Origin of the sequence: Streptomyces sp. NPDC090442, assembly GCF_044769405.1 — a bacterium.
Lineage (GTDB): Bacteria > Actinomycetota > Actinomycetes > Streptomycetales > Streptomycetaceae > Streptomyces.
In genome coordinates this window covers 42,834-64,198 of record NZ_JBIVXW010000019.1, presented here as the reverse complement: position 1 = coordinate 64,198, position 21,365 = coordinate 42,834, and the positions used below count along the sequence as shown (strand labels likewise).

19 protein-coding genes and 2 pseudogenes are annotated in these 21,365 nt (G+C 70.5%); 11 read left to right on the top strand and 10 right to left on the bottom strand.

The window, feature by feature from the left end; genetic code table 11:
- Window positions 1-231 precede the first annotated feature (231 nt).
- A complete protein-coding gene (locus ACIQU6_RS15905; RefSeq protein WP_403482204.1) occupies window positions 232-1,101 on the top strand; it encodes a hypothetical protein in 870 nt (289 codons plus the stop codon).
- Here the strand turns inward: ACIQU6_RS15905 and ACIQU6_RS15900 are convergent.
- The 3 genes from ACIQU6_RS15900 to ACIQU6_RS15890 form a co-directional block, all read right to left on the bottom strand.
- The gene (locus ACIQU6_RS15900) at window positions 1,091-1,747 is read right to left on the bottom strand and encodes a DUF4328 domain-containing protein (protein ID WP_403482203.1); all 657 of its coding nucleotides are present in this window, start codon (window positions 1,745-1,747) and stop codon (window positions 1,091-1,093) included. The genes ACIQU6_RS15905 and ACIQU6_RS15900 overlap by 11 nt on opposite strands.
- A 641-nt stretch (window positions 1,748-2,388) precedes the next feature.
- Window positions 2,389-3,120 (bottom strand): ScbR family autoregulator-binding transcription factor, encoded by a 732-nt coding sequence (locus ACIQU6_RS15895; RefSeq protein ID WP_403482202.1) that lies wholly within the window; start codon window positions 3,118-3,120, stop codon window positions 2,389-2,391.
- Window positions 3,121-4,039: 919 nt separating this feature from the next.
- Window positions 4,040-4,669, bottom strand: coding sequence for a hypothetical protein (locus tag ACIQU6_RS15890; protein ID WP_403482201.1), 630 nt, complete (start codon window positions 4,667-4,669; stop codon window positions 4,040-4,042).
- A 366-nt stretch (window positions 4,670-5,035) separates the two neighbouring features.
- Here ACIQU6_RS15890 and ACIQU6_RS15885 point away from each other — a divergent pair, with 366 nt between their 5' ends.
- Window positions 5,036-5,800, top strand: coding sequence for a helix-turn-helix domain-containing protein (locus tag ACIQU6_RS15885; RefSeq protein WP_403482200.1), 765 nt, complete (start codon window positions 5,036-5,038; stop codon window positions 5,798-5,800).
- A 49-nt stretch (window positions 5,801-5,849) separates the two neighbouring features.
- On the opposite strand, the gene ACIQU6_RS15880 is transcribed toward ACIQU6_RS15885, so the two are convergent.
- Entirely contained in the window at window positions 5,850-6,479 is a 630-nt protein-coding gene (locus tag ACIQU6_RS15880; RefSeq protein WP_403482199.1) for a ScbR family autoregulator-binding transcription factor, read from the bottom strand.
- A gap of 277 nt (window positions 6,480-6,756) precedes the next feature.
- Window positions 6,757-7,974 carry a cytochrome P450 gene (locus ACIQU6_RS15875; protein ID WP_403482198.1) on the bottom strand — a complete coding sequence of 406 codons (1,218 nt, stop codon included), beginning with the start codon at window positions 7,972-7,974 and terminating at the stop codon, window positions 6,757-6,759.
- A gap of 600 nt (window positions 7,975-8,574) precedes the next feature.
- On the opposite strand from ACIQU6_RS15875, the gene ACIQU6_RS15870 reads away from it, so the two are divergent.
- Window positions 8,575-9,285 (top strand): SDR family oxidoreductase, encoded by a 711-nt coding sequence (locus tag ACIQU6_RS15870; RefSeq protein WP_403482197.1) that lies wholly within the window; start codon window positions 8,575-8,577, stop codon window positions 9,283-9,285.
- Between the two features lie 243 nt (window positions 9,286-9,528).
- Here the strand turns inward: ACIQU6_RS15870 and ACIQU6_RS15865 are convergent, their stop codons facing one another.
- Window positions 9,529-10,242 (bottom strand): hypothetical protein, encoded by a 714-nt coding sequence (locus ACIQU6_RS15865; RefSeq protein WP_403482196.1) that lies wholly within the window; start codon window positions 10,240-10,242, stop codon window positions 9,529-9,531.
- Between the two features lie 573 nt (window positions 10,243-10,815).
- Between ACIQU6_RS15865 and ACIQU6_RS15860 the strand changes: the two genes are divergently transcribed.
- The 3 genes from ACIQU6_RS15860 to ACIQU6_RS15850 are packed head-to-tail and all read left to right on the top strand — an operon-like array spanning window position 10,816 to window position 14,441.
- Window positions 10,816-11,880 (top strand): helix-turn-helix domain-containing protein, encoded by a 1,065-nt coding sequence (locus tag ACIQU6_RS15860; protein WP_403482195.1) that lies wholly within the window; start codon window positions 10,816-10,818, stop codon window positions 11,878-11,880.
- A gap of 51 nt (window positions 11,881-11,931) precedes the next feature.
- Window positions 11,932-13,371 carry an MFS transporter gene (locus ACIQU6_RS15855; protein WP_403482194.1) on the top strand — a complete coding sequence of 480 codons (1,440 nt, stop codon included), beginning with the start codon at window positions 11,932-11,934 and terminating at the stop codon, window positions 13,369-13,371.
- A 41-nt stretch (window positions 13,372-13,412) separates the two neighbouring features.
- Window positions 13,413-14,441 carry a S66 peptidase family protein gene (locus ACIQU6_RS15850; RefSeq protein WP_403482193.1) on the top strand — a complete coding sequence of 343 codons (1,029 nt, stop codon included), beginning with the start codon at window positions 13,413-13,415 and terminating at the stop codon, window positions 14,439-14,441.
- On the opposite strand, the gene ACIQU6_RS15845 is transcribed toward ACIQU6_RS15850, so the two are convergent.
- Window positions 14,374-15,663, bottom strand: coding sequence for an MFS transporter (locus tag ACIQU6_RS15845; RefSeq protein ID WP_403482192.1), 1,290 nt, complete (start codon window positions 15,661-15,663; stop codon window positions 14,374-14,376). The genes ACIQU6_RS15850 and ACIQU6_RS15845 overlap by 68 nt on opposite strands.
- A 142-nt stretch (window positions 15,664-15,805) precedes the next feature.
- Here ACIQU6_RS15845 and ACIQU6_RS15840 point away from each other — a divergent pair, with 142 nt between their 5' ends.
- Window positions 15,806-16,414: a CGNR zinc finger domain-containing protein gene (locus ACIQU6_RS15840; RefSeq protein WP_403482191.1), complete on the top strand. Its 609-nt coding sequence runs from the start codon at window positions 15,806-15,808 to the stop codon at window positions 16,412-16,414.
- Here the strand turns inward: ACIQU6_RS15840 and ACIQU6_RS15835 are convergent.
- Both ACIQU6_RS15835 and ACIQU6_RS15830 read right to left on the bottom strand, forming a co-directional pair.
- Window positions 16,363-16,707, bottom strand: a pseudogene (locus ACIQU6_RS15835) (DUF1330 domain-containing protein); the annotation flags it as partial. The gene ACIQU6_RS15840 and the pseudogene ACIQU6_RS15835 sit on opposite strands and share 52 nt — an antisense overlap.
- Window positions 16,708-16,836: 129 nt before the next feature.
- Complete coding sequence (locus tag ACIQU6_RS15830; RefSeq protein WP_403482190.1) at window positions 16,837-17,355, bottom strand: GNAT family N-acetyltransferase; 519 nt, start codon at window positions 17,353-17,355, stop codon at window positions 16,837-16,839.
- Window positions 17,356-17,508: 153 nt separating this feature from the next.
- Between ACIQU6_RS15830 and ACIQU6_RS15825 the strand changes: the two genes are divergently transcribed.
- A complete protein-coding gene (locus tag ACIQU6_RS15825) occupies window positions 17,509-18,267 on the top strand; it encodes a MerR family transcriptional regulator (protein WP_403482189.1) in 759 nt (252 codons plus the stop codon).
- Between the two features lie 73 nt (window positions 18,268-18,340).
- Window positions 18,341-18,577 carry a hypothetical protein gene (locus ACIQU6_RS15820; protein WP_403482188.1) on the top strand — a complete coding sequence of 79 codons (237 nt, stop codon included), beginning with the start codon at window positions 18,341-18,343 and terminating at the stop codon, window positions 18,575-18,577.
- A gap of 156 nt (window positions 18,578-18,733) precedes the next feature.
- Here the strand turns inward: ACIQU6_RS15820 and ACIQU6_RS15815 are convergent, their stop codons facing one another.
- Complete coding sequence (locus tag ACIQU6_RS15815) at window positions 18,734-19,540, bottom strand: hypothetical protein (protein WP_403482187.1); 807 nt, start codon at window positions 19,538-19,540, stop codon at window positions 18,734-18,736.
- A gap of 295 nt (window positions 19,541-19,835) precedes the next feature.
- On the opposite strand from ACIQU6_RS15815, the gene ACIQU6_RS15810 reads away from it, so the two are divergent.
- Together ACIQU6_RS15810 and ACIQU6_RS15805 are read left to right on the top strand one after the other, a co-directional pair.
- The gene (locus ACIQU6_RS15810; RefSeq protein ID WP_274911567.1) at window positions 19,836-20,033 is read left to right on the top strand and encodes an antitoxin; all 198 of its coding nucleotides are present in this window, start codon (window positions 19,836-19,838) and stop codon (window positions 20,031-20,033) included.
- A gap of 255 nt (window positions 20,034-20,288) precedes the next feature.
- Window positions 20,289-21,332 (top strand): annotated as a pseudogene (locus ACIQU6_RS15805) (chitinase); the annotation flags it as partial.
- Window positions 21,333-21,365: the final 33 nt, after the last annotated feature.

The window sequence follows — 21,365 nt, the reverse complement described above, 5'->3', positions numbered from 1 at the left end:
GCAATGCCTAATATTCGAAGGCTTACAGGCGTATGCAGTCACAATTTCCGCATTGTTGCGGCGTTCACACTGCCGCAATGCAAGGGAGGCACTTTTACGGTCAATCCGGTCACATCCGGGAGGCGAGTCATCATTCCAACCCCACCGGAGAGGTAGATCACACCGGGCGGGCAAGGGCCGAACCAGGCCGACAGCCACGGAGCCCGCCCGTATCGGGCATTCTTGGAGAGCGTGAGCGCCGCGAGATCCATCAGGGCCGGGAAGGCCAAGAAGACCGCCCGATACGCCACCAACTGGGCATCGACCACGCTGCCCATCGGACTGGGCGCCATGGCGATGGTGGTGGGTGTCTGGCTCCTGGTGTTCCCGTTCCCCGAGGCCATGGCCGCGGCCCGAGCGTACGACGCCGCGATCGGCTGCCCGCACCGGGCGGCGTCCGGCGAAGCGGCGTCAGACGAAGCCCGGTCGAGCGAAGCCGAGTCCGCCGAAGCCGCGTCGGGCGACTGCCTGAGCGGGGTCGATGCGACCGTGCAGCGCTCCTGGACGCGGGGTTCCAGGCCCGTCCGTCAGTACCTGGAGTTCGCACGCGAGGACGGCACCCGCCAGGAGTTGCGGCTGGACCGGGGCACGTACGCGGACGCTCCGGCCAACGGAACCCGGGTGCGACTGGTCAGTTGGCGCGGCGAGGTCAGGCACATCAACTACCGCGTCGCCGGGACCCGCGACACCGCCGGCACCACCCGGACGCTCTTCACCGACGCCAACCCGCGCACCGCCCACGCGCTGCCGCTGGCCTGGGGGTTGGGACTCACCTTCGGCGGGCCGGCCCTGCTGTGGTTTGGGTGCCTGGCGCGCCGCCACGCCCCGGACAGTCCCCCGCGCGACGTCCTGCTCCCCGGCACCCTCCCGCCGACGGTACTGGTGCTGGTCGCGGTGAGCACCGGGGCGATCGCCATACAGGGCGACCCGGTGGCCGACACGTTGCGGCAGGCCGGCTTCCTCGCGCTCGGCGGCCTGCTGCTCGCCCCGCTGCTGGCCTGGTACGCGGCGCCCCGCCGGCGCGAGGCGGGGCGGCGGAAGGGTCAACTGCTCAGCCGTTGACGCGCCGTTGCTGCGCGTCGGTGATCGCGCGGACGACGAAGATGCCGGCCACTGCGGCCGCCACGGTGGCCGCGTCGCCGGCGAGCAGCCACTTGACGCCCGTGTAGGCGCGGTTGATGGTGTCGTCCCGGGACTCGCTGACCGCCAGCCCGGCCCCGCACCAGAACGCGACGAGCCACAGGCCCCACCACCAGTTCACGGCGCGCGGCAGCCGCTCCCCCGGCGCGATCGCGCGATGGACGTCGGCGACGATGCCCCGGGGCATCCACAGGTTCACGATGGGGATGATCCATCCCAGGTAGACCCACGGCCAGGCAAGTTGTGGCGGCCGGCCGGACCGGATCTGGGCGTTGTCCCGGACCCGGAACAGCCACATCAGGAACGCGATGGCGCAGAGCACGACAGCCACGTCGCCGAGGCTGCCGACGAGGTGGTACGAGTCCTCCAGCGCGGTCAACGGGCGGTGCTGGCCGTTGCCTTGGTCCGGTGGCCCCGAGGCCGGCACCCCGGCCAGCGCGAGTCGGACTTCCCATATCGCCCGGACCCCCCAGGCGATGCCTGCGAGGGCGAGCGTGACGGTGGCGCAGCGGGCCGCGGTGCGGACCGGCCGCAGGGACGAAGTTGTTGTGGGGGTGTGCGCATTCACCTCGCCATCCTGTCGGGTCACCGGCCACGGGCGCCAGTCGCGGCACCCCGCGGTCTCCGGGCCGTACCAGCCCGAACGCCGACACCGCCCCGGTCCCGACGCCAACGCCCTTACGGATGCGCCTCGTTGTGCCGAAAGGCCCGCCAGATCCCCTCCCCAGGAAAATCCACCCCGCGTGCACGCCTCGGCGACGACGAGAGAGAAAGTCACCGCCGCGAGGAAGGGCCCTCGGGAGAGGTGGCCCGGCCAGCGGTCCGCCGCCTCCTCGGTGAGGTAGTCGACGGCGACCGCTCGGCGCGTGGTGCGTGCCAGGCCGAGGATCTCGTCCGCGAGGTGGGCGTCGCGGATGACGGAGGTGACGGGGGTGACCGTGGAAACGGTGAATCCGGACTGGTGGCCAGGCGCGGCAACTGCCTGCCGACGGCCGCGTTGCGCACCACCTCGTCGGCGACGTGGCGGGGGCAGGCGCGCGACAGTTCGCCGTCCGGGTGGCCGATGGTCAGGTCTCCCCGTCGGGCTCGCCCGACACGAGCCGCCCGCCCGGCCCGGTCGGGTATGGCCGTGTCGAACGCGCGGGGCGTCATGGCCCCAGTCAGTCACCCCGGGCCCTGTTGGATGCCGCCGACGAGCGGCCCGGCGGGTCAACCGGCCAGTCGGTGAACCACGGAGAGGACCGCGACCTGCTTCGATTGCCTGCACTGCCGGGCCTCCCAGACCTGGCGTCCGCGCTCGGGCCGGGTGTTCAGCAGGGGGATGATGCCGCTGATGGCGAGCGAGGGCAGCCAGGAGGCGTACATGTGCGCCGTCCATCGTTCCATGTTGGCCTGGCTCTCGTCGTCGGCGCGGCCGCCGTCGCGGGGGTGGCCCTCGTCCAGTGCCGGGCTGAGCGCCGCGATGCCGGCCCATGCCTGGGCGACCATTCTGCCGTAGTCCTCGATCTTGACGCCGGGGAGGAGTTCCTTCCGGGCACGGGCGGCGGCCAGTTGTCGCGTGGTGTGCTGGATCCAGGCCGGCCAGGGGGTCCTGAGGCTCTGCTGCACCACGGGCTCCATGGAGAGGCGCAGCGCCGCGCGCAGCAGCGTGTCACGGGGTAACCGGTAGGCGAGGACCATGCCGGTGTCGATCCACTCCTGCAGCTTCAACTCCTGGGGCTCGACCGCCCCGGTGAGGCCCGGTTTGGTCGCATCGAGAACTCCTTGCACAAGTGCGTCTTTGTTCTCGAAGTGGTAGTAGACGCCGCCCTTGGTGAGTTGTGACTTGCTGACGACGTCGTCGATGGAGGCCGAGTAGCCGCGTTCGTCGAACGCCGCGGCAGCCGCTTCGAGGACCTGCTGACGGGTTTTTCGTGCACGGTCTTGCTTGAGCTGTGTCATCCGGTGTGGCTTCCTTCTTGCTCGCCAGCAGTTCCACGTTGACGGTGCTCTGCGGGCTGCGACGGCCCGAATCAGAGCAGTTGAATGATGAATTTACCGAACGCGGGTGAGTTCCTCGTGACGTTAGAGCGAAAGGGGGCAAGAACCCGCCCATTTCCGACAGCGGGGCGAAGCGTGTCGGAGGGGACGCCGCGACCGCGCCTCGCCCGCCTCGACGGAGGGGGGGGCGAATGTCCACCCGAACGCCCTTCTGTCAGGCACACGTTGAGATCCACGTGAGAGCGGCGGAACCCCTCGCTCGACATATGCTGCAGGACTCGCCGCCGGCCGCGGATTCGGACGTCTCTCACAAGTCGCCCCACCACATATCCGTCTGTCACATGCCACTCCGTCACACGTCACTCCCTCACACATCGCTCCATCGAATCCTCACGGACATCCGGGCAACGACACGCATCACCGTTTCGTCGTTTCCCTCTCCGTTTCGCCGTTTTGCCGTTTCCGACAGCGGCATCCTCACGGCGCCGCGCGCGGCTGACACAACTACGAAGGAGATCAGTATGTTCCCGGTTGCTCCTTGCCGTGCTCGAATGTTCCTTTTCGTTCTCGGGGTTGTGTTGAGTCGGAGCGGGCGCGGATTGGCCGAAAAAGCGCCGACCGGGTGCCGCAAAAGGGGATGCCCACACCCGGTCAGCCGCGAGGCACTCCGTCGTACCCCGCTCGAACCCGGGCTCCGGTTGCACGCTGCCGGCCCGGTCCGGGTCGGCGCTCCGCTCGGGGTGCGTCGCACCGACGACGGAAGTGCAGCCCAGGAACCAGTCCGAGGCAACCCCGAACCGGCCTGGGGATCAGGCGGATTGCACAGCGCGGAATGGCGCCCCCGGGCGTTTCGCAGGGTGGAATGCGCGAGCCGCCCGCTTCAGCCGGAGGAAGCGTCGCCGGAGCGGAGGAACGCGACCTGCCGGACGCCGGGGTGGAGGGTGGTGACCAGGATTCTGCTGTTTTGGTCCGGAAATGTATAGGAGGCGGAGCCGCGGTAGAGGGGGCCGATGGTCGGGTTCCGCAGCGCGTCCGCGTGCAGTTGCCGGAGGTCGGGATCGTTCGCGTGCAGGGCGACGGCCTCGATGAGTTCCGCGGCCAGGGGAGCGCGCCATACCTCCGTGGCCGGGCGGCCGGTTGGCACGGAATCGTCGAGCAGCAGCCGTCGCATCAAGTTCGCACGGGACGACTGATGGTCCGTCAATGAACCGAGCATCGTGGCCAATTCCGCATTGTGGTCGAGGAGGTTGAACGCGGCTTCGGTGAGACACGCGGCGTGCGGCTTCAACGTCTTCGCCCACCAGGCGTCCGTACGGGGCGAGTTGGTGGACACCGGACGGGCAAGGGGGTGCGGGTCGCACCCCGAGGCCCGCCGGAAGAGGGCCACACGGGCCCGCCAGGTCATTCCGAGCCGATCCGCTATGCGGTCAAGTTCGCCTGTGGTGAAGGGTTTTACCCCGTTCTCGCGCTGCCGGTACCACAGGCTCTCCCGACCGAAGAGTCGCGCCATGGTCCCCTGGTCGATCCCGGTGACGGGTCGCCCTCTCCCGTCGCTCCGCTCCTGCGGCCGCCAGCCGAATTCCGTGCGGTCCCCGCGCGCGCGATGGGCCCGAAGTAGGGACTTGAGCAACGACTTTCGGTCTATCTGCTCCGTCGGGTCCGAGCGGTCAATCCGGTCTCTGTGGTCCATGGCGAACGGCTTTCCCTGCGGGCTGGACGACTGGCCGCGGACGAATGTAAGCGATGCGTTTCGCATCCCCAAATACCCGAGGGGAAATTTCTCTGCATGGTCATCGCCCGACCTTCGCACGAGAATCGGAGCCCGGACGCGCAGCGCTGCGGGAGCGCCCGTCCGGCAACCTCAAGGGGGATCCACGTGCTCGACAACAGTCCTGACGTAGCGTCGGACAAAAGCGGCAAGGTCGTGCGTCGCGTCGTCGACGTGCTGCGGGCGTTGGAGCGGTTGCAGGGCGAGTTGGGGCGCCCGGTGTACCTGCGGGAGGTCGCCGCGGAGACCGGCCTGGCCAGTGCCACCGCCTGTCGCTCTCTACAGCCCCTGGAGAAGACCGGCATCGTGGGCCGGCCGTCGGACGGTCCGCGCGGTACCTACTGGCTGGACCGGCCGCCCACACCGGCGGACCGCCGGCCGACCGTCCCCTCGCCGTGGGTTCGGGCGCGCCTGGTCGGGCTCGGCAGCCACACCGGACAGATCGCGCTCCTCTACGCGCCCTACCACCTCGGCGAAACCCCGCAGCGCATCTGCACGGACCAGGTCTGGGGCGTCCACGACCCCCTCCAAGAGGCCCTGGGCCCCGCCCCGCTCGGCGCCGGCGGCCCGGGGCTGGTGATCGCCGCGGCGCTGCACGACCGCCTGGTGGGCGGCCCTCGGGCGGGCGAGCTGCGGCGCATCCGTGAGCGCGGATACGCCGTCGGCCCCGCCGCGTTCGGCGGGGACCAGTACGACACGATCGCCGCCCCGGTCTGGCGCGGACCGGCGGTGGCCGGCGCGGTGGCACTGATGCCGCTGCGCACCCAGATGCGGTCGCCGCGCAAGCGCGCGCGCTTTGTGAGCGCGGTCACGGAGACCGCCGGCGCCATGAGCAACCACCTCACGCGCCGGGCCCTCACCCGGGCCGCCTGACCGCGGACGCGCGCTCCCCTCAACGGCCACTACGGGGCGCCCCGCCCCCTCACCCGCCGGCCATCTGGAGGCGGAGGCGCGGGAGGACGTGCGGGGCCGCGATGGTGGGCAGCGTGTGCTCGAAGAAGACCGTCAACTGGTGCTGCAAACCTGCCCGGTTGTGCCCCTCCGAGGAGACATCGGCGAGCAGCTGGATGCCGGCGAACGCGCCGACGTACATCTCGGCGACCTTGCGTATCCGCTCGGGGTTGTTGACCGACGCCAGCAGCTCGTGCCGTCGACCGGCCTCGACCAGCAGCGCCTCGACGTACTCGGCCCACAGGGACATCGCCTGCTTGCGGTCGAGTTGGTTGGAGCCCTCCTCCAGCGTGAGGCGGGCCGCGGCGCGCTGCACCGCGTCGCGCTGCAACCCCTCGACCAGCCGCTGCCCCTTCACGACGAGTTCGAGGAGCTTGACGTCCTGGGTCTCGACGGCGATGTCGCCGACGTGCTGTTGGAGCAGGGCGTCGGCGATCTCCTGCTTGGACTTGTAGTGGTGGTACAGCGCGCCCTTGGTGACACCCGCCGCCGTCAGGATCTGCTCGATCTTCGCCCCGTCGTAGCCGTGCTCGAAGAAGACTTGGGCGGCCGCTTCAATGATCTTGTACTTGGTCCGCTTCGCACGTTCTTGTTCTCCCACAGCCGACCTCCCTTCACTACCAACCGTCGCGCTACGTGAGCCGACAAGGACAAACGGTCACGAAATACGCCCATTCCGTACCGAGCCCGTATCGAACGAAACCGAAAAAATACCGGCTAGTTTGAATCGTATCCAGGTCGAGCCGCCGGTGGTGAACGGGGCTGCGGTGAGCTGGGGCTACGGGTGGGGCGAACCGCTCATCGGCAGGGCGCCCCGGCCTGCGGCAGCCGGCCTCGTCCACCCAAGGCAGCCGTGCCGTAGGCGCCCTTACGGTGGCTCAGCGGCCGAGCACGACGGGCAGCTCACGCTTGGAGTTCGAGACCAGGGACGGGTTGGGTCGCAGCGCCGACTCCGGCACGGCCAGCGCCAGGCGGGGGTAGCGGCGGAACAGCGCGGGCAGCGCGACGGACGCCTGTAGACGCGCCAGCGCGGCCCCCGGACAGGCATGCGGTCCCGCCCCGAAGGACCGGTGGGGCGTGGTACGCCCGATGTCGAACCGCCCGGCGTCGGGACCGTGCGCGGACGGGCATCGGCCCAGGGCGGTGTAGGGGACGATGATGGCGTCGCCGGCGGGGACCGTGGTGCCCGCGATCACCAGGTCGGTGCGGGCGTAGCGCGCCAGGAACTTCGCGACCGGCGAGTCCCACCGCAGCGTCTCCTCCACCACCGCCCGCCAGGTCGCCGCGTCGCCGCCGACCGCCAGCGCGCGTTGGGCGTCGTGCGTGAGCAGCGCCCCGACCGCGTTGACGAGCAGGCCGCAGGTGGTCTCGAAGCCCGCGGTGAGCAGCAGCCACAGGGTGTGCCGCAGCTCGTCCTCGGTGAGCTCCCCGCACCGGTGCCGGTGGATCAGGGCGGTGGTGAGGTCCTCGCCGGGGTGGGCACGGCGGTGCGCGACCAGGGCCCCCATCAGCGGACCTATGGCGTCCTGGGTGGCCCGCACCTCGTCGGGCGTCGCCGTGTGGTCGAAGATGCTGCCGGTCATCTCCGTCAGGCGGCCGCGCAACGCCTCGGGCGCGCCGACCAGTTCACAGATCACCCGGAGCGGCAGCGGGCCGGCCAGGTGCGCCCGCAGATCGACCGCGCCGGCGGAGTCCGCGTGCGCGGGCAGGTCGTCCAACAACGCGCCGACGATCGCGACGATGCGCGGCCGCATCCGCAGCACGCGCCCCGGCGTGAGGAAGCGCGTGACCGGGCGGCGCAGGCGTTGATGCTCCGGGCCGTCCGCCGTCACCATGTTGGTGACCTCCACCATGCCCCGCAGCGGCCAGCCTTCGGGGAGTTCGACCCGCCAGTCCGCCGGGTCCTTGCTGAGCTGTTGGGCCTGGTTGACCAGGAGGTCGGTGACGAGGTCCTGGTGGGTGACGACCCAGCCGACGACGCCGTCGGGGAGTTGGACCCGGACGACGGGCCCGGCGGCCCGCAGCCTGGCGTCCTCCCCGTGGTGGTCCGCCCCGGTGGGATCGAGTGCAAAGGCCGGCCGGTGCACACCCGTCATCTGTCGCTCCTCCACATCCGTGCACTGCGCACGTCCGTCCGCCCATCCGTCCGCGCTGTCCATCCGTCCGCGCTGTCCGCCCGATGGCTTCGCGGCTCCCGGTGTCGGAGATATCGGGTATGTCGGTTTGCCGTGCAGGCCACCGGACGCCCACGCACAGGAGGAGGACGAAGGGCACGGCGCAGCCCCACGCCGCACCCGCGCCACCACGCGACACGCACCGGTCGATGGCCGAGGACCAGGCACGGCCGGGGAAAACCGGCCAGCCACCCTCCCGTTGCCCCGCTCCCCTCGCCTCAGCGCCCCATCCGGGGCCCCACCCCTCACACGCTCGCCTTACTCATTCCTTCCCCCGCTCCTCCCCCGCATCCGGGGAACAATCAGCCCCGCGACGCATCCGCCATAGTTGGCCTGAAAGTATCTACCGTGACCGCCGCCGACGGGCCGCCGTCCGCACCGTCACGTTGCCGCAACGGCGGGGACCCGCGAGTCAGTCGGCAGCCACGAACAGGCGGCACCACGAGCGGTCGTGCCGCCAGGCAACCGGCGACGCACGCCGGCCGCACCACCACTGAGACATCCACACCAAGGAGCGCACCCATGTCCCGAACCGTTCTGGTGACCGGCGGGAACCGAGGCATCGGCAGAGCCATAGCCGAACGCCTGATGAAGGAGGGCGACCGCGTCGCGATCACCTTCCGCAAGAACGACCCGGAGATACCCGGCGCCTACGCCGTGCAGTGCGATGTGACAGACAGTCACCAGGTCGACGCGGCCTTCGACGAGGTGGAGCGGGAGTTCGGTCCGGTCGAGGTCCTGATCGCCAACGCCGGTACGACCAGCGACAACCTGCTGCTGGACATGACCGACGATCAGTTCCGTCAGGTCATGGACACCAACGTCTTCGGCGCCTTCGCGGCGGCGCGCCGGGCCCACCGGACCATGCCCAACGACGGCTCCATCATCGTGATCTCCTCGGCCATCGCCCCCTTCGGCGCCTTCGGCCAGGCCAACTACGCGGCCTCCAAGGGCGCGTTGGTCTCGCTCACCAGGTCGCTGATGCGGGAGTTCGCCGACCGGGGCATCCGCGCCAACGCCGTGATGCCCGGCCCGATCCACACCGACATGTTCTACGAGCTGAGCGAGGAACAGCGCGCGGCCGTGGTCTCGAAGGTGCCGCTCGGCCGCGCCGGAACCCCCGAGGAGATCGCCGGCGCGGTCGCCTTCCTCCGCTCGTCGGACGCCAGCTTCGTCAACGGCACGGTCCTCACGGTCGACGGCGGCGCGTTGGGGGGCATCGCGGCGCCCTGACGCACGGATGCTGACGTGCGGTCGCTGACGGACGATCACTGACGGACGGGGGGCGGAGGTGAGCTCGCCGGTTTCGGTCGAACCGGCGAGCGCCCGGCGTGCGATGGGGGGCGCCGCCGGTGCTGTTGGCGACCCGGCGCGAGGGGGCGGGCGGGGCGGGCCGGGCGGGCCGGGCGGGCCGCCAACATTCCCCGCTCGGCCACGACTTGACCCCTCGCCACCTCACGGATCGCTATCCATCCCCTACGTACCGTCATCTACCCCGAGCCCCCGCTCGACGAGCCGGCGCGCGCTCCCGGCACGGCCCAGTCGCCGGAGCTCCCAGACCAACCAGTCCCGGCAGGGTGCCCGCAGTCCCGCCTCGACCGTGCTCAGCGCGCGCACCATCTCCTCGGCTCCGGCCCCCACGGACACGGCGGAGAAGGCCGACGCCAGGCAGCGCGCGGTGAGCCGGACCGTGTGCGGATTGGCGTCCGCGGCGGGGTCGCCCGCCAGGAGGGCGTTGATCGCGCGCAGCGCGGCGGCCTGCACCCCGGGGACCGCATCCGGCGATTCGCCCCCTCCCCCGTCGGCGAGGGCGAGGGCGCGCAACTCGTCCGGGAGGCACAGGCCGACCAAGTCCGAGACGCGCGGAAAGGGGCGCCCCAGACTGACCTTCCACAACCGGTCCAGGGTGGCATCATCGCGAATGCCACATATTTTCCCGAACGTCAGCAATAACTCCGTCGACGGTGCTTTCAGGCCCCGTTCGACCCCTTCGTAGGTACCGCTCGAAACGCCGAGCAGATACGCCATGTCGGACTGGCTCAGGGTCTTCTTGGCGTGCAGGAAGTCCGTCCAAAGGCCGTCCCTCAGCTCGTGCCGCCGAGCGCTGAGCTGCCGGACGTCAACCGACTTCCGTAGCGTCGAAAAGAGGGACCGGCACGCCTTCCTGCGGTCCTTTTCGGCCGAACTCATCGGCACCCACGCTCACTTCACTCGACGACTCGAAGGTCATGGTAGCGACGGTTCAGCAACCTTCCGACGGGGCAAAGGGCCGCAATTTCCTTCTCCCCGAGCAGCCCGGGCATTTCACAGTCCGCCAGTCATGACAGAAAGCGAAGGGGCTCATGACCGCACCCCATGACGCGGAACGTCGGAGTGCCACGGCGCCGATCACGACGTCCGACCTCCTGCGTCACCACCGTGAACTCCTCGGCCACACCCAGGAGGTGTTCGCCCTCCGACACGGCTTCTCGATCCGCGCGTACAACGAAATGGAGAACGGCGGGAGGATCAGCCTGAGCCATATGCGTGCCCTTCGGGACGCCCTCCAGATGGGGCCGCAGGCGCGGGCGCAGTTCTTTCGACTGGTGACCGGCGACGCGCCGTCCCTCAAGGGCCTGAACGTCTCATCGGGCGTGGACCCCACCACCGCGAGCTGGTGCGATTCCCACCTCGCCGTCCAGGACGCCCCCGCGGTATTGCTGGACGGCGGCTGGAACGCCGTCCGTTTCAACGACGCGTGGGCGGAGCTCTTCCCTGACCCCGGTGCACAACGAAGAGTTACGGCATCGGCATCGCCATCGGCACGGAGAGCCGCAGCAACTGGAGGAGCGTCACCCGCCCTCCGGGGGACACTTCACAGCCGACACACCCCCACCGCCCCGTTCGCCCGGCGCCACCGGTCCGACGACCGCCGTCGAGGAAGCCATCCAACCGGCGGCGGAACGCGTCCAAACCGTCGGCGATCTACTGTTCCGCTACCGGTCCCGCCTCGGTATTTCCCAGGAGGTCCTCTCCCGCCGACCGGCCTTTCCGGTATCGCCGCGCACCTACCGGGACTGGGAAACCGGGCGGAGCCTGCCGCGCAAGAAATACCTCCCGGCCCTGGCGGACGCGCTGCACATGCCCGATGCGGTGAAGGGCCTCCTGCATTTCCTCATCACCAAGGGCGATCCGCCGACTTCCGGCATTCGAGGCGGTCCGGCGATCGCCGCCCGTTCCCGGCGATGGGTGCGGGAACACGTCGACGATCGACGGCAGCCGTCGCCCCTCGCCCTCATGGACGGCGCCTGGGACGTCATCGCCTGCAACAACGCATATCGACGGCTCTTCGGCCATCTCCCGGAATCGGATCCCAACCACCCGACCACCAACGGGTTCCGCTACGTGATGTTCCATCCGGACGCCAGGGAAACCCTCGCCGGTTGGTACGAGGAGTGGATGATTCCGTGGATGGTCGAATTCGGGGCCACGCTGCTGCGGCACCGCGATCGACTGCACGCCGAGCACGCCGCCCTCCTGGAAGAGGTCGAGGCATACCCGGAGTTGTGGGACGCCTCTACGGGACCGGTCCGTCGCGCACTCCAGGGCAGGGGCCGGGCGATCCGTTTCGAGGGCGACGGCGACGGCCGGGGCCTCTGGCTCCCGGGACCGGACGGTGACCTGGCGCACCGGGTGTACCAACCCATCCGCCTGACCTCCGGCATACCGCTGCACGGCCTGTCGTACGGACACAACTTCGCCTGCCTGCGGCCGTACGGCGCCTCGCCCCCGGGGCCCGGCAGGCCGCCCGCCGAGGCCGGACCGGCGCATGCCGGGTGGGGCGCATGACGGTCCTCAAACGCCGTTCCGCGGGGCGCGATCGGGGAAATGCTGAGTGGCATGACGTCCTCCACTGACGAGTCGCGCCAGGCCGCGCGCCGACGCCCTTCCGTGCCCCGGGCCCTGGCCGCGGGCGCGATCGGCAACTTCATCGAGTGGTACGAGTTCGGCGTCTACGCCTACTTCGCCACCGTCATCGCCGCCGACTTCTTCACCCCGCACGGCGGCGGCGCCGCGGAGGCGCTGGTCAAGACGTATGCGTCGTTCGCGTTGGCCTTCTTCTTCCGACCCGTGGGCGCGTTCCTCCTCGGCCGGGCGGGCGACCGCTTCGGGCGGCGGCCGGTGTTGTTGGCCGCGGTGACGACGATGAGTTGCGCGACGGCGCTGATCGGTGTGTTGCCGACGTACGCCATGGTGGGTGCCGCCGCACCGTGGTTGCTCACGGCGCTGCGGATCGTGCAGGGCCTGTCCGCCGGTGGGGAGTTCGGCGGTGCGGTCGCCCTGATGACGGAGAGCGCACCGCCCGGCAAGCGGGGACGGTACGGCGCCTGGCAGTCTCTCACCGTGGCCTTCGGACTGCTCGCCGGTGCCGCCGCGGCAACCCTGGTGACGACCCTCCTGACGACACCTCACGTCACCTCATGGGGCTGGCGGTTGCCCTTCCTGGCCGCGCTCCCCATGGGCGCGACCGCCCTGTGGCTACGCCTACGCCTGGAGGAGTCCCCGGCGTTCCGCCGCTCGCAGCAGCCACGGCGACAGGAGCCCGCCACCCCAGGCAAGGACGCCGCACCGCCTCCGCCGACGACCAGGCAACCACGGACACCGGCGCAGCCACAGACACAGACACCATGGGCCGTCATCGTCGGGTGCGGACGGCTGATGGCCTGGGCGGCGGCCGGCTACACCTTCCTCGTGGTCCTGCCGTCCTACCTCCAGAGCACGGTGGGTGCCAGCCCGCAACAGGCACTGCTCGCCACGGTCATCGCCAACCTGGGCTTCGCCGCCACCATCCTTCCCGCCGGCGCGCTCAGCGACCGGCTGGGCCGGCGAACGGTGATGGTCACCGGGGCGATCCTGATCGCGGTGTCCGCGCTGCCCCTGCTCCACGTGGTGCAGGACCGGCACTCCCCGGTGTGGTTGGCGTACGGCTCGGTGGCGCTCGCGGGTGCCCTGGTGGGCCTGTTGGCCGGCCCGGGGCCGGCGATGCTGGCCGAGATGTTCCCCACGGCGGTGCGCCACACCGGCCTGGGCCTGGCCTACGCGCTGGCGAACGCGGTCTTCTCCGGCTGCGCGGGCCTGCTCGTCACGGAGTTGATCCGCCGCACCGGCGACCCGGATGTCCCCGCCTACTACGTCATGGTCACCTGCGGCCTGGGCGCCCTGGCCCTGGCGACCCTGCGCCCGGACACCCACCACAGAACGCTGCACGAAGACCATCCTCCGTCCACCGACCTCCACTCCCCCTCGCACAACCACCCAACAACACCCAACACGCCATAATTCCAGGGACATTGGCCCTCACCCCATGCCACACTCGCCCCATGCCGATCCGCTATCCGCAACCCCTGCGTCCGGGTGACCGCGTGGCCGTCACATCCCCTTCGAGCGGCGTCGGCCCGGAGATGCGAGCGCGCCTGGAAGTGGCGATCGAGTCGGTGCGGGCCCGCGGCTACGAGGTGGTGGTCGGTCGTTGCATGGACGGGACGGGACACCTCAGCGCCCCCGCGGCGGAGCGCGCGGCCGAGCTGACGGCGATGCTGACGGACCCCGCCGTCAAGGCGATCGTGCCGCCGTGGGGCGGGGAGACCGCCGTCGACCTGCTGCCGCTGCTCGACTGGGACCGGCTCCGCACCGCCGAACCGACCTGGCTGGTGGGGTACTCCGACATGTCCACGCTCCTCACCCCACTCACCCTCCTGACGGGCCTCGCGACCCTGCACGGCACCAACCTGATGGACACGCCCTACCAGGTGCCCGAGGGCCTGTTGTCGTGGCTGGACGTGGTGGGCATGCCGGAGGGGAGCCGATTCGCCCAGACCTCGCCGGGCCGCCATCGGGCCGGCGGCTGGGCCGACTTCCGCACCTTCCCGGACGTCACCACCTACGAGTTGGACGGTGTCGGCACCTGGACCCGCCTGGATGCCGACGGCGACGTGGACGTCGAGGGACGCCTGATCGGCGGCTGCATCGAAACGCTCTGCAACGTGGCGGGAACGCCCTACGGCGATGTCGCGACCTTCGCCCGCACGCACGCCCCCGAGGGGCTGCTCGTCTACGTCGAGGCATGCGAGGACAACGCGTTCACCATCTGCCGCAATCTGCACGGGATGCGCCTGGCCGGCTTCTTCGACGCCGCCAAGGCCGTACTCGTCGGCCGCACCACCGCGCCCGACCGGGACTCCCTGACGCAGCACGAGGCCGTGCTCGACGCCCTCGCCCCCCTCGGCGTCCCCCTCCTCGCCGACGTCGAGTGCGGCCACGTCCCCCCACACCTCCCCCTGGTCAACGGGGCCCACGCACGCGTCCTCCACAACGCCGACCGACAGGAGGTGGTGCAGTGGTTGGACTGACGGGCTTGCGCGGGCGAACGGGGCGGGCGGCGCGCTGTTGTTGGCGTTGCGCCCGGCGAACGGCCGGTGGTGCGGCCAGCCCTGTCAGCAGGAAGAGCGCCCCGACGACGTACCAGCCGGGGCTGCCCCAGGTGATGCAGAGGGCGATGAGCAGGCCGGGCCCGAAGGCTTCTGCCAGGCCGGCGCCGAGGCCGAACACTCCGAGGTACTGGCCGGTGGCGTGGGCCGGCGCGAGGCCGAAGGACACCTCGAAGCCGGCGGCGGAGTGCCACAACTCACCGATGGTGTGGACGACCACGGCGGACAGCAGCAGCATCGCGGCTGCCCATGTCGGAATCCCGGCGGACAGCGAGAGCAGCCCGCAGGAGAGGAGGAAGGCCAGGCCCGAGCGGCGGTAGGCGACTCCGTCGGCGGCCGGGGAGTCGACGGCGCGGCTGACGCGCACTTGGCACCCGATGACGATGACGGTGTTGAGAAGCATGGTGCCCGAAACCAACCAACGTGGTGCCGTGGTGACTTGCACCAACCAGAGCGGTAGGGCCACGGTGAGCACCTTGAACTGGATGGCCATGAGGCCGTCGAGAGTGGTGAGCAGGAGGTAGGGCCGGTCGCGCAGGGCGATCCAGCGCGGGCCCTCAGGGGTGGGGCCGGACGGGACCGGCGGCAGGACGGCCAGGATCGCCGCGGAGGCGACGAAGGCGAGGGCGTTGCCGGCGATCATCAGGTGGTAGGCGGTGAGGGTGCCGGCCTGGACGGCCCACCCCGCCAGTAGGGCGCCGAGAGAGATGCCGATGTTGGTCACGGCGCGGAGGTAGGCGCGGAACGCCTGGGGCCGGTCCCCTCCGTAGCGCCGGATCAACGGGCTGCGCGCGGCCACTCCGGCCGCCTTGGCCCCGGTGGCGGCACAGACCGCCAGCACGAACGGCAAGAAGCTGTTCGCCAGTACGAATCCGGCCGTCGCCAACGCCTGGACGATGAGAGTGGTGGCGTAGACGCCGCGTGCACCGTGTCTGTCCGCGAGATGGCCGACGGCGATGCCCAGGACCAGCGAGACCAGTCCGGCCGCGCCGAGCCCGAGCCCGACCTGGCCCGCCGGGAGGTGCACCGCCTGGGTGAAGTACAGCACCCCGGCGGTGAGATAGAGGCCGCTGCCGACCGTGTAGACGAAGTTGGCGGCGGCGAGGGTGCGTTGAGGTCGGCTGTCCGGCAGCAGGTGAGGCATGGCGTCCTCGCTCCGTCGTGGGAGGGGAAATGGGGTCAACGTGGTCGACGGCCAGGTTCGGCTCAACTACTGCCTCTGTAGGCCTAGTTGGCGCCGATAGAGACTCTGGCTGTCGCCCCGGTCACCCTGCTGTAATGACCTTATGCACCTCAACCCTTACGGCGAGGACGCCGTGAACCTGGCCGCGGACCTGGCCAACCGGCGCCCGACGAGCGCCGACGAGCTCGCGGAACGGTGCGCGGCCGCCGGGCTGGCACTGGAGGGCCCGGTCACCTCGCATGACGTGGACCGCGCGCTGGTTGCCCTGGATGCCTGGGAGGCGGTCGTCGATGCCACCGACGGGGCCGAACGTGTCGCGTTGGTCAACCGGATGCTGGCGGCCGCCACCTCCCATCCACGACTGACCGCCCACTCCTGCGACGGCTGGCACCTTCACTACCGCGACGATCAACAGCCCTTCGGGGCCGTGTTGTTCGCGCTGATTTCGGTCGGGACCGCGCTGCACCTGACCGGTCGCGGCATGCATCGGCTCCATCGGTGCGCGGTCGCGGAATGCACCACCATCTTCGCCGACACCTCGCGTACGGGGAGGCGGCGTTACTGCTCTCCGCGCTGCGCCAATCGTGCCGCGGTGCGCCGGCATCGGGCGCGGGGGGCTCGTCGTGCGTGTTCCTCGGCGGATGGGGTGTCGTCGGCCTGTTCGGTGGGGAGGGCGGCGCGGAGGGTGCGGGCGGTGGTGGTCGGGTCGTAGGCGTCGGGGACGCCGGCCACCAGGATGATGTCGCCGGCAATGTGGCGCGAGCGCAGCGGGGCGATCTTCTGGTACTCGGGCGAGTCCCACCAGGTGCGTGCCCGGGCGATGTCGGGGAAGCCGATCACCACGACGTTCCCGGGCCAACTGCCCTCCTTCACCTCGTGTTGCGTGGCGTGGACGAGGAAGCGGCCGCCGTAGGGCTCGAAGGTGCCGGTGATGCGCTCGATGTACTCGGCGATCTCCGGGTGCGGGGCGGCATCCCGGAGATGGGCTATGGCGTAGGCGGGCATGGGCGCACCCTTCCGGTCGATCGGGGGGAAGAGAGGAAGTTCCCCGTACGCCGGTGATCCTGGCAGGCGAGGAGGTCGGAGGCGATTACCTGCCGGGTAAGCGGGGTGAGGGGCGCCCAATTGCGTTAGTCAGTTGGGGAGTTGTGCTGTTGCCTTGCTCCCGTCCGTGGGTGCGCGGCGCTTCATGGCGAATTCCAGTCTGCTCTCGCCCTCCCGTACGGGTTGCACGCGTCCGGTGCGGTGGAAGCCGTGTCGGGCGTAGAGGCGCTCCGCGCGGTCGTTGCCCTCGGTGACCCAGAGTTCCACGTAGGCGATGCCGCCGGCGTCCGCCCACCGCAGGGCCCGCACCACCAGCAGGTCAGCGGCCCCGCGGCCGCGGGCGGCGGGGGCGACCCACATGGACACCAGGTCGGCGGTGCGGGGGCCGGTCGGGACGATGCCGATCAGTCCGCATGCCTGGCCGCCGTCCTCGGCGAGGAACTGGTTGCGCTCGGCCAGGCGTTCCCGCCACTTCTCCTCCGTGAAGACCTGCTCCCGCTCCAGTGTGGAGCCGAACGCCTCGGGCGCATCGGCCAGGGCCGCCAGGCGAACGGCACGGTAGAGGGCCCAGTCACCGGTTTCGAAGGGTCGCACAGAGATCATTCCCATGGGTCCAGACCTTGGCCCGGCCAGTACGCCGCGCGCAAGGAAATTTGGGGACTGTCCGGGCCGCCGGGTAGCGGCATCCTCGGAGATCGGCCGGCGCGCGGCCCTGGCCGACGGACTTGAACCTCACGCGGCGTCAGGGGGCATCGCGGGGACATGAGTTTCGAACAGACCTGGAAGGTCGGGGCGCTCGCCTCGGCGAGCGGGGTAACCGTCCGCACCCTGCACCACTGGGACCGGATCGGGCTGCTGAGCCCGTCCCGCCGTACGGCCTCCGGGCACCGCGAGTACACCGAGCAGGACGTGGTCCGCCTCTACCAGGTGCTCGCCCTGCGCCGCCTGGGGTTGGCGTTGGAGACCATCGCCACCTGTCTGGACGTCGGCGTGGATCCGGTGCGGTTGGTGGCCGAGCAACTGTCCGACGTCGAGGCCGCCCTCGCTTCCCTGGATGTGCTGCGGCAGCGGTTGACCCATATCCACGGGGAACTCACCGCGGCCCGGGCGCCGGAGGCCGGCACGTTGATCTGCGTGCTGCGGGCGATGCGGGGCACCGGTCCGGCCGCCGACCAGGCCCTGCGCCGCCATGTCGACGACGACCAACTCCGGGCCCTGGAGGACCGGGCACGGGCCCTCGGGCCCGCCGCCCACTATCTGTTGGAGATCGAGTGGCCGGAGCTGTACCGCCGTGCCGAGGCGCTCCGCGCGGCCGGGACGGATCCGGGTGCACCGCAGGTGCGGCGGATCGTGGCCCGCATGGACGAGCTCGGTGCGCTGTTCAGCGGCGGCGAGGAGACCCTCTCGGCCGCGGTCAAGAGTGCCTGGCAGCAGGAGCCGGCCGCGATGTCCGGCGCCCCGGCCGACGCCTGGCAGGGCCTGGCCGCCTTCCTCGACCGCGCCCGCGCCGCCTCCTCATGACCAACGCCCGTACCCGTCCTACCGTTTCCCTCCGTTTCCACCGTTTCCTTCCGCCCCTTCCCGAGGACCCGTCATGCCCCGCGCCGTCCGGCTCCGCATCGCCCTGTCCGCCGCCCTGCCCACCCTCGTGCCGGCACTTGTCATCCTCTCCGCGTTGACGATCGCCGGCCTGGTGTCCTGGACGCTCGTCCCCTCGGTGGTGGTCGCGCTGGCCGTCCATTCGCTCATCACGTTCGTCCACCTCGGCCGCCTTCCGGCGGGCACCGTGGCCACCATCGGCGGCACCGTCGGCCCTGGTGACCGGAGTTGACGGGTACGTTCGTCCGCGCCGGTCGGTGGCGATGCGGAGATGCGACCGACGCAGGAGGACAGGCACGCTCTCACCCGAACCCGAACCCGAACCCGAATCCGATCCCGGACCCGAATCCGTACCTGTACCCGTCACCTCCGGGCACCGCGGGCCGGATCAGGGGCTCGCCCCCACGGTCCCGCTCTGCCCCTCGTCCGCGCGGCGGCGCAGGGTGACCACGAAGACATGGCTGCTGACGGCCAACATCCAGAGCGGGAAGACGAGTTCGAGATGGCTCGTGGAGCCGACCGCGAACAGCAGTACCAGTCCCACCAGATAGCCGAGCCAGGCCAGCCAGCGCGGGAAGACACCCAGCCGGCGCCCGATGGTGGTGGTCGACACCACGAACACCGCGGCCATCCGCGTGGCGTAGTTGGTCAGCAGCTCCAGGACCAGATGGCGGCCGAACTGCCAGAGCGCCCGTTGTCCCGCGGAGGCGGCGGCGGTCACGTCCGTAACGGCCAGCAGGCTGCCGGCCGTTGCCGCCAGGACGAACAGCATCGCCACGAAGAGCACCCCGCTGCCGAGGAAGAGCGTGGCGAAGAACCGGTCCTCGGCCGTGCCGACGTAGTCCCGGACGGCGCCCATGAACCACAGGAAGAAGATCCCGGCGAACGGCAGCAGGGCCAGCGCCGCCTGCAGCGCGTGGCGCTGGGACGTCTGTCGGGTCCAGTCGACGGCGTCCTGGGGGTGCTCGGGTACCGCCAGGTGCACCAGCAGGATGGCGGCGCCCAGCAGCAGCGCGGAGACGACGCCGGCCGCCGCCGCGGCGCGCGGCATCCGTACCGTCCGGCCCGTGGGCCGGTCGACCGGGCGCCTCACGCGCCACCGTCCGTGTGCCGGGCGGGTGGCGTGGTGGGGCGCGGAGTCCGGTGTGGCCGCGGTGACGGCGGTGACGGCGGTGCGCTCAGGCCGTAGGACCATGCGTTGGGTGACATGCCGTCAGTTTTACGACGTGCGGTTCGGCGCCGTCGGGATTGGCCGCGGTCAGTCGAGTGAACCAGGGCCTGCGTCGTGGGCGTCGGGAGGGGGTGGCCCGCCGCCCGTCATCGGCCGGCGGCGCACTCCCCGCTCCCAGTGCCCCCGTTGCGCGCGCCGGTGGCGTTCCGTGTGTCGGGTGCGCGTCCACAGGCCGTCGCCGCCGCCTCGTCGTCCGTGGGATCATGTCCTGACCAGGCGATTTCACCGCAAGGCATGGCACCGAAGGAGACGAGCCCGGATGTTTGACGCCCTGAAGAACCTCAAGGAGAAGGCCGAGGAGATCGCCGAGGCACACGGCGACAAGATCTCCGACGGGCTGGAGAAGGTCGGCGGGTTCATCGACGACCGGACCGAGCACAAGCACAGCGACAAGATCGACACCGCCGTCGACAAGGCCCAGGGCTTCGTCGAGAAGCTGGGCGACAAGAAGTCCTGACGCGCGGACAGGCGAGCGGTCCGGGCACCACAGTGCGTCGGGGCCCGGATCGCGGGCGGGCGCGCCGGAGGGCGGGCGAGTGGTCCATCGCGCCGCGGGCGCGCTGGACAGCAGCATGGTCGACCGCACCGCGAATTGGTCTAGTCCTGACTTGGTCCAGTCCATTGACATGCCCCTGACATCAGGGTTATCCCAGAGTCAATACCGCTGCGTACAAGGGGAATTGGCGGTCCACCTCCGACATCTGGGACTGACATGAGACGCAGGCGCTCCCTCCGCACCGCCCTCACCGCTACCGTCACCGCCGTCGCCACGGCCGGTCTGACCGCCCTGGGCGGTGGCGCCGCCCACGCGGCGACCCCGCTTCCGGCCCAGGTGTTCGCGCCCTACTTCGAGTCGTGGACGGGCGACAGCCCCGCCGCGCTCTCCGCCCAGTCCGGGGCCAAGCACCTGACGATGGCGTTCCTGCAGACCGAGTCCAAGGGCTCCTGCACGCCCTATTGGAACGGGAGTACCCATACCCCGGTCTCCTCGTCCTCCTTCGGCGACGACATCAAGACCATCCAGGGCAAGGGGGGCGACGTCATCCCCTCCTTCGGCGGCTACACCGCGGACACCACCGGCACCGAGATCGCGGACAGTTGTACCGACGTCCAGAAGATCGCCGCCGCGTACGAGCAGGTGATCACGACCTACGACGTGTCGCGGCTCGACATGGACATCGAGGCGGACTCGCTGGACGACTCGGCCGCGGTCGACCGGCGGAACAAGGCCATCAAGCTGGTCGAGGACTGGGCGGGGGCCAACGGGCGGAAGGTGGAGATCTCCTACACCCTCCCGACGACGACGCAGGGCCCGGCCGACAACGGAACCGCCCTGTTGCAGAACGCGGTCAGCAACGGCGCGCGGGTGGACGTCGTCAACATCATGACGTTCGACTACTACGACAACGCCACCCACAACATGGCCAACGACACCCAGACCGCGGCCCAGGGGCTGTACGACCAGCTCAAGCAGCTCTACCCGGACAAGACGCCGGCCCAGTTGTGGGCGATGGTCGGCATCATCGAGATGCCCGGCGTCGACGACTTCGGGCCGGCCGAGACGTTCAGCCTCGACAACGCCCACCAGGTCTACAAGTGGGCGGTGGACAAGGGCATCAACACCCTGTCGTTCTGGGCCCTCCAACGGGACAACGGGAGCTGCCCCGGCGGCGCTTCGGCCGACAACTGCTCCAGCATCCCGCAGCAGACCTGGGACTTCACCCATGTCTTCGCGCCGTTCACCGGCGGCGGGACCGTAGGGCCGACGGCCTCCCGGTGACCGTCGCGG

What these genes read in the sequence shown, in the direction of transcription:
- ACIQU6_RS15815 (WP_403482187.1), bottom strand. Translation starts at nt 19,540, where the DNA reads ATGGTCCTACGGCCTGAGCGCACCGCCGTCACCGCCGTCACCGCGGCC.
- ACIQU6_RS15830 (WP_403482190.1), bottom strand. Translation starts at nt 17,355, where the DNA reads ATGGGAATGATCTCTGTGCGACCCTTCGAAACCGGTGACTGGGCCCTC.
- ACIQU6_RS15875 (WP_403482198.1), bottom strand. Translation starts at nt 7,974, where the DNA reads ATGACGGGTGTGCACCGGCCGGCCTTTGCACTCGATCCCACCGGGGCG.
- ACIQU6_RS15825 (WP_403482189.1), top strand. Translation starts at nt 17,509, where the DNA reads ATGAGTTTCGAACAGACCTGGAAGGTCGGGGCGCTCGCCTCGGCGAGC.
- ACIQU6_RS15840 (WP_403482191.1), top strand. Translation starts at nt 15,806, where the DNA reads ATGCACCTCAACCCTTACGGCGAGGACGCCGTGAACCTGGCCGCGGAC.
- ACIQU6_RS15820 (WP_403482188.1), top strand. Translation starts at nt 18,341, where the DNA reads ATGCCCCGCGCCGTCCGGCTCCGCATCGCCCTGTCCGCCGCCCTGCCC.
- ACIQU6_RS15870 (WP_403482197.1), top strand. Translation starts at nt 8,575, where the DNA reads ATGTCCCGAACCGTTCTGGTGACCGGCGGGAACCGAGGCATCGGCAGA.
- ACIQU6_RS15865 (WP_403482196.1), bottom strand. Translation starts at nt 10,242, where the DNA reads ATGAGTTCGGCCGAAAAGGACCGCAGGAAGGCGTGCCGGTCCCTCTTT.
- ACIQU6_RS15845 (WP_403482192.1), bottom strand. Translation starts at nt 15,663, where the DNA reads ATGCCTCACCTGCTGCCGGACAGCCGACCTCAACGCACCCTCGCCGCC.
- ACIQU6_RS15810 (WP_274911567.1), top strand. Translation starts at nt 19,836, where the DNA reads ATGTTTGACGCCCTGAAGAACCTCAAGGAGAAGGCCGAGGAGATCGCC.
- ACIQU6_RS15890 (WP_403482201.1), bottom strand. Translation starts at nt 4,669, where the DNA reads ATGGCGCGACTCTTCGGTCGGGAGAGCCTGTGGTACCGGCAGCGCGAG.
- ACIQU6_RS15850 (WP_403482193.1), top strand. Translation starts at nt 13,413, where the DNA reads ATGCCGATCCGCTATCCGCAACCCCTGCGTCCGGGTGACCGCGTGGCC.
- ACIQU6_RS15895 (WP_403482202.1), bottom strand. Translation starts at nt 3,120, where the DNA reads ATGACACAGCTCAAGCAAGACCGTGCACGAAAAACCCGTCAGCAGGTC.
- ACIQU6_RS15855 (WP_403482194.1), top strand. Translation starts at nt 11,932, where the DNA reads ATGACGTCCTCCACTGACGAGTCGCGCCAGGCCGCGCGCCGACGCCCT.